This window comes from Neobacillus drentensis, from assembly GCF_036966985.1.
Lineage (GTDB): Bacteria > Bacillota > Bacilli > Bacillales > Cytobacillaceae > Neobacillus > Neobacillus drentensis_E.
The window spans coordinates 1-4,500 of the sequence record NZ_JBALSN010000463.1 but is presented as its reverse complement, the minus strand read 5'-3'; the positions used below and the strand labels follow the sequence as shown (position 1 = coordinate 4,500).

Genomic DNA, 4,500 nt, shown 5'->3' with positions numbered 1-4,500 from the left:
CCAAGATGATTCTTAGTCCCAAAGACCGAATAACCACTCCCCAAGCAGCTGTTGTCGTCATCAATTTTATCCTTGGAACAGGGATCCTCACACTGCCCAGGGCATCTGTAGAAAAGGTAAAAACACCGGATGTTTGGATTACCGTTATTATAGGCGGACTAATCGCGATGATGGCTGGGGTTATGATTGTGAAATTAAGCCAACAGTTTCCCGAAAAAACCTTTTATCAATATAGTCGTATAATCGCAGGTAAATGGGTAGGCGGGCTTCTCAGTGTTCTTATTGTATGTTATTTATTAATTACTGCCGGGTTTCAAGTCCGTGCCATGGTGGAAGTAACAGGATTTTATTTACTGGAAGGCACCCCCGTTTGGGCAATTACTATGTCATTTATTTGGGTAGGTTTCTATTTGACCATTGGAGGCATCAACCCAATCGCACGGCTGTTTGAAATTATTTTCCCTATAACAGTTATCCTTTTTTTGCTGGTTACCTTTATGAGTTTCGGAATATTTGAGATGGATAATCTTCGTCCAGTATTAGGATTGGGAGTCATACCTGTACTAAAAGGGGTAAAGACAACGGCTCTCGCATATACAGGTTTGGAAATCATGTTGATCCTTCCGGCATTTATGATACATCCGGATAAAGCAGTAAAAGCTGTAGTAGTCGGAATAGCCATACCCTTAATTTTTTATGTAATAACCGTCATTATGGTTATCGGGGCGTTATCCGTCGATGGAGTGGTCACAAGAACGTGGCCGTCCCTTGATTTGATAAGAAGTTTTGAAATCCCCGGCTTAATCTTTGAAAGATTTGAGTCTATGTTACTCGTAATATGGATCATGCAAATATTTGCTACATTTACCATCGCCTACTATGCGGCTGCTTTGGGTCTGGCTCAACTCTTCAAAAAGAATATTCATCCATTTTTGTATGGATTACTTCCGGTTATTTACATCATTACGAGAATGCCGAAAAATATTAATGACCTATTTAAACTCGGCGATATGATTGGCAATGTCGCGTTATATTTATTTGGTTTACTACCGTTGCTGCTTCTCATTGTTTCAAGATGGAAGGTGGGAAAGCATGAAGCAAAGCAATAACAACGTACGGTCCCTCATGGGTATACTTTCCATTCTATTACTCCTGTTTCTTACAGGTTGCTGGAGCAGTAACGAAATTGAAGAAATAGGTTTAAGTGTAGGTTTGGCACTAGATGAAGGAAAAGAGTCAACTATTGAGAAAGAATTAGAGCAACAAGGAGGAGGATATAACCAAACAGAAAAAATAACCATGACTTTTCAAATTGTTAACCCACAAGGAACAGGTTCAGAGAGTAAAGGCGGGGAATCACAACAAAAACCTTACTTGAATATTTCTGAAACCGGTGATTCCATCCATCAAATGAGTCGCGAATTTTCATTGAGAAGTGATCGCCCCATATTCAGCCCCCACCTTAAAGTGATTGTTATTAGTGAGGATCTTGTAAGTAAGTATAGATTGGAACAATTAGTTGATCAACAACTTCGTGATAATGAAATTAGACCAAGCTGTCTTGTGCTCATTAGCAAGGGGCGGGCAAATGAGACACTAGAATCAAAAGAATCAGGAAAAATTCCAGCGTTCCGTTTGATTGGAATTTCAGATAATGAATATCGAACAACAAGGATTTTGCCCCCTATGTCACTCGCCAAATTAGAAGGCAAGATGCATTCAGGATCTAGTTTTCTTATGCAAAATGTTATTCCGACGAACGGAGAAGTTAAATTTTCAGGAGCTGCCGTGATTACAGGAAAGACAAAAAAGCTGATTGGTTTTTTGAATGAAGAGGAAATGGAAGGCTTAACGTGGATAACTGGAAAGGGAAAAGGCGGTTTGGTCAAAAGCTTTAATGCAGCGACAAATCAGCCAATCATTTACGAGGTAAAGACAATGAAAAGTAAAATTACACCTCATGTTAATGGGAACAACATCTCTTTTGATGTAAAAATCGAATCAGAAGGGCGACTTTCTGAAAATTGGGTGGTTACGGGGGAAACTTCTGAAAATAAATTTTTAAAAAGAGCTGAAAAAGCCGCTGAAGAAGAAGTAAAACGAATGGTAAATAATGTAGGAGAAAAAATGCAAAAGGATTACCAAGTCGACGTTGCCGGCTTCGGAAACCGATTGAGAATTGAACATCCTAAAGTATGGGAAAAAGTCAAAAAAGATTGGGACCAAACATTTAGTGAAGTTCCAATTGAATACAACGTGAAATTAACTATTATGGATTATGGATCGTCAAGCTTCAAAAATTGAGATTGTTGAGAGTAGCAATAGTTAGAAAAAGAAAAAAGCCTGCTCCTAATTGATACAGGCTTTAAACTTTTATGTTAATTCAAGAGCTAATTTGTAGTTAAAAATGAGGCTAGTTCTTTACTTTTTTGTTTTCTTTCTTTGCGCATTATTGTTCGCTCTGGAGCAGTTTCGTGTAATTTTCTCTCTTCTTTTGTTTCCGGAATAACTTGTGGAACACGCGTTGGGCGTTCATGTTCATCAAGTGCAACAAATGTTAAGAGGGCAGTCGCTGCCATCTTACGCTCACCGCTTTTTAAGTCTTCTGCAATAATTTTTACAAATACCTCCATTGATGAAGTACCTGTCCATGTCACATAGGATTCGAAACAAACTGAATCTGTTGGTCGAATGGGATGTAAAAAGTCAACTGAATCTGTTGAAGCCGTGACACATTCCCTTCGACTATGACGCGCTGCGGAAATGGAGGCGATTTGATCCAAATCACTCATTAACCGACCACCAAATAAAGTATTGTGATTATTTACATCGTTTGGGAATACACGACTAGTTCGTATCACTCGTGATTCTTTACAGTATTTTACTTCCATACATACATCTCCCTAAAACATATCAATCTGTTTACGTTATATTTACATCATTAAAGGGTTATCCTCTTCCTACCTAAAAACAAAAACCCAAAATATTAAGCGTTTTCACATTTTCTTTTAATCAAGCGAATAAGTTTTCGTGCACGACATTCTTTGTTTCTATGAACCTTTTAGCATTATATCCAGCCCCGGTAACGCGAAGCTTCAGCCGGTTTTCTTATGCCAACCATGTATGCTGCTAAACGCATATCAACATGAAGGGTCTGTGATGTTTGATAAATTTCTTCAAAGGAAGCGACCATTACGTTTCTCAGTTTTTCAGCAACCTCATCCTCTGACCAATAATATCCTTGATTATTTTGAACCCATTCAAAGTAAGAAACGGTGACACCACCTGTACTTGCCAGTATGTCCGGTACAAGGAGGACTCCTCTTTCATCCAAAATTTTTGTCGCTTCAAGGGATGTTGGTCCATTCGCTGCCTCCACCACAATCGTTGCTTTAATACGACCAGCATTTTCTGCTGTAATTTGGTTTGAAATGGCAGCTGGTACAAGAATGTCACATTCTTTTTCAAGCAATTCTTGATTCGTAATGACATTAGTAAATAAAGTTGTTATTGTACCGAAACTATCGCGTCGTTCAAGTAAATAATCAATATCAAGTCCTTCTGGATCATATAGAGCGCCATATGCATCTGAAATACCAATCACCTTTGCGCCGGCGTCATGCATGAATTTGGCCAAAAAGCTTCCTGCATTTCCAAAGCCTTGAATTACGATTCGTGCACCTTGTAATTCAATGTTTTTTTTCTTTACAGCTTCTTCAATACAAATTGTTACACCACGAGCTGTTGCTGTTTCACGACCGTGTGACCCCCCTAAAACAACCGGCTTACCCGTAATAAAACCAGGAGAATCAAATTCACGAAGACGACTGTACTCATCCATCATCCACGCCATGATTTGAGAATTTGTATACACATCGGGTGCCGGAATGTCTTTTGTCGGGCCGACAATTTGGCTGATTGCACGAACATATCCACGACTTAAGCTCTCCAGTTCCCTAAACGACATGTTTCTCGGGTCACAAATAATACCACCTTTTCCACCGCCGTAAGGGAGATTTGCAATCCCGCACTTTAGACTCATCCAAATCGATAACGCTTTTACCTCAGCCTCATTAACTTCAGGATGAAAACGGACTCCACCTTTTGTCGGACCTACTGCATCGTTATGTTGCGAGCGGTAACCGGTAAATATTTTAATAGACCCGTCATCCATTCGTACTGGGATACGTACCGTGATAGTTCTAAGTGGTTCCTTTAACAGCTCATATACATCATCGGTATACCCTAAATTTTGAACCGCCTCTTTTATGATCAACTGAGTTGAACTTAATAAATCTTTTGTTTCACTTTGCTTATTACCTGGCTTTTGAACTTGATCACTATTAACAAGTACTGTCATTTTTCTTTACACCTCTTAGTCTATAAAATGGTTAATTTGAACCCAATCATCTAATAGAATTCTTTCATGCTGAAGTATGAAATTTGGGAAATCCCCACCTCCTGAATCCTAAAAATGAAATGAACAAAAAAGTATTTGAA

Annotated in this window: 4 protein-coding genes; 2 read left to right on the top strand and 2 right to left on the bottom strand. The window is 38.9% G+C overall.

Annotated features, from left to right (window positions below; translation table 11 throughout):
- Window positions 1–5: 5 nt before the first annotated feature.
- Together V7659_RS25360 and V7659_RS25355 are read left to right on the top strand one after the other, a co-directional pair.
- Entirely contained in the window at window positions 6–1,109 is a 1,104-nt protein-coding gene (locus V7659_RS25360; RefSeq protein WP_335542888.1) for a spore germination protein, read from the top strand.
- On the top strand, window positions 1,093–2,304 hold the full coding sequence (locus V7659_RS25355) for a Ger(x)C family spore germination protein (protein ID WP_335542887.1): 1,212 nt from the start codon (window positions 1,093–1,095) through the stop codon (window positions 2,302–2,304). Before V7659_RS25360 ends, V7659_RS25355 begins: the two co-directional genes overlap by 17 nt.
- 86 nt (window positions 2,305–2,390) lie before the next feature.
- Here the strand turns inward: V7659_RS25355 and V7659_RS25350 are convergent, their stop codons facing one another.
- Window positions 2,391–2,891, bottom strand: a complete 501-nt coding sequence (locus tag V7659_RS25350) for an acyl-CoA thioesterase (protein WP_335542886.1) — start codon at window positions 2,889–2,891, stop codon at window positions 2,391–2,393.
- A gap of 176 nt (window positions 2,892–3,067) precedes the next feature.
- Window positions 3,068–4,360, bottom strand: a complete 1,293-nt coding sequence (locus tag V7659_RS25345) for a Glu/Leu/Phe/Val family dehydrogenase (protein ID WP_335542885.1) — start codon at window positions 4,358–4,360, stop codon at window positions 3,068–3,070.
- Window positions 4,361–4,500 lie beyond the last annotated feature (140 nt).

Bases quoted from the DNA above. Each gene is read 5' to 3' on its own strand.
- V7659_RS25350 (WP_335542886.1), bottom strand. From the start codon at position 2,891: ATGGAAGTAAAATACTGTAAAGAATCACGAGTGATACGAACTAGTCGT.
- V7659_RS25345 (WP_335542885.1), bottom strand. From the start codon at position 4,360: ATGACAGTACTTGTTAATAGTGATCAAGTTCAAAAGCCAGGTAATAAG.
- V7659_RS25360 (WP_335542888.1), top strand. From the start codon at position 6: ATGATTCTTAGTCCCAAAGACCGAATAACCACTCCCCAAGCAGCTGTT.
- V7659_RS25355 (WP_335542887.1), top strand. From the start codon at position 1,093: ATGAAGCAAAGCAATAACAACGTACGGTCCCTCATGGGTATACTTTCC.